We start from the raw sequence: 740 nt of genomic DNA on the forward strand, positions 1-740 counted from the left end.
GCCGACGGGTTTCGAATGCGGCGTGCTCAACGGCAAGGTCGAACCCGGCAGTACAGTGGCCATTGTCGGCTCCGGGCCGATCGGGCTGGCCGCGCTCCTGACCGCGCAGTTTTATTCGCCCGCGCAGGTGATCATGATCGATATGGACCCCAATCGCCTGGAATGCGCGAAGAAGTTCGGGGCAACGGCGTGCATCGATCCGCGCGCAGGCGACGCCGTGGATGCGGTGATGAAGCTCACGGATGGTGTCGGCGTGGATTGCGCCATGGAGGCCGTTGGCGTGCCTGCGACGTTCGAACTGTGCCAGCAGATCGTGGCGCCGGGTGGCGTGATTGCGAACATCGGCGTGCATGGTGTGCCGGCGTCGCTTTTCCTCGACAAGCTCTGGGACCGCAACGTAGCGATCACGACGCGTCTCGTCGACACAGTGAGCACGCCCATGCTGCTCAAGACCGTGCGTGCCGGACGGATCGATCCGAACCGGCTGATCACGCACCGGTTTTCATTCGAAGACATGCCCAAGGCGTATGAGACGTTTTCGCAGGCGGCCAGCACGCAGGCGTTGAAGGTGATTGTCGAGATGTGATGCGGTGGTTTGATGTTTGCGAACATCTATAATGTCAAAGCCATTTTCAGATGTCGGGGTCCCGGCTAAATACAGATGTCGGGGTTGAGGTTGGTTCTGGGTGTGGTTGTTTCGCAGTCCTTTATATCTATCTGGAGGGGGTTTTTAGCACCGA

General features: G+C 59.7%; 1 protein-coding gene. It reads left to right on the forward strand.

What is annotated here, in order from left to right:
• A partial coding sequence (locus tag AB3X99_RS40910; protein ID WP_368662068.1) for a zinc-binding dehydrogenase occupies positions 1–586 on the forward strand: 586 nt, incomplete at its 5' end.
• Positions 587–740 lie beyond the last annotated feature (154 nt).

It is taken from the genome of Paraburkholderia sp. BR10882 (assembly GCF_040948855.1).
GTDB classification, from domain to species: Bacteria; Pseudomonadota; Gammaproteobacteria; order Burkholderiales; family Burkholderiaceae; genus Paraburkholderia; species Paraburkholderia nodosa_A.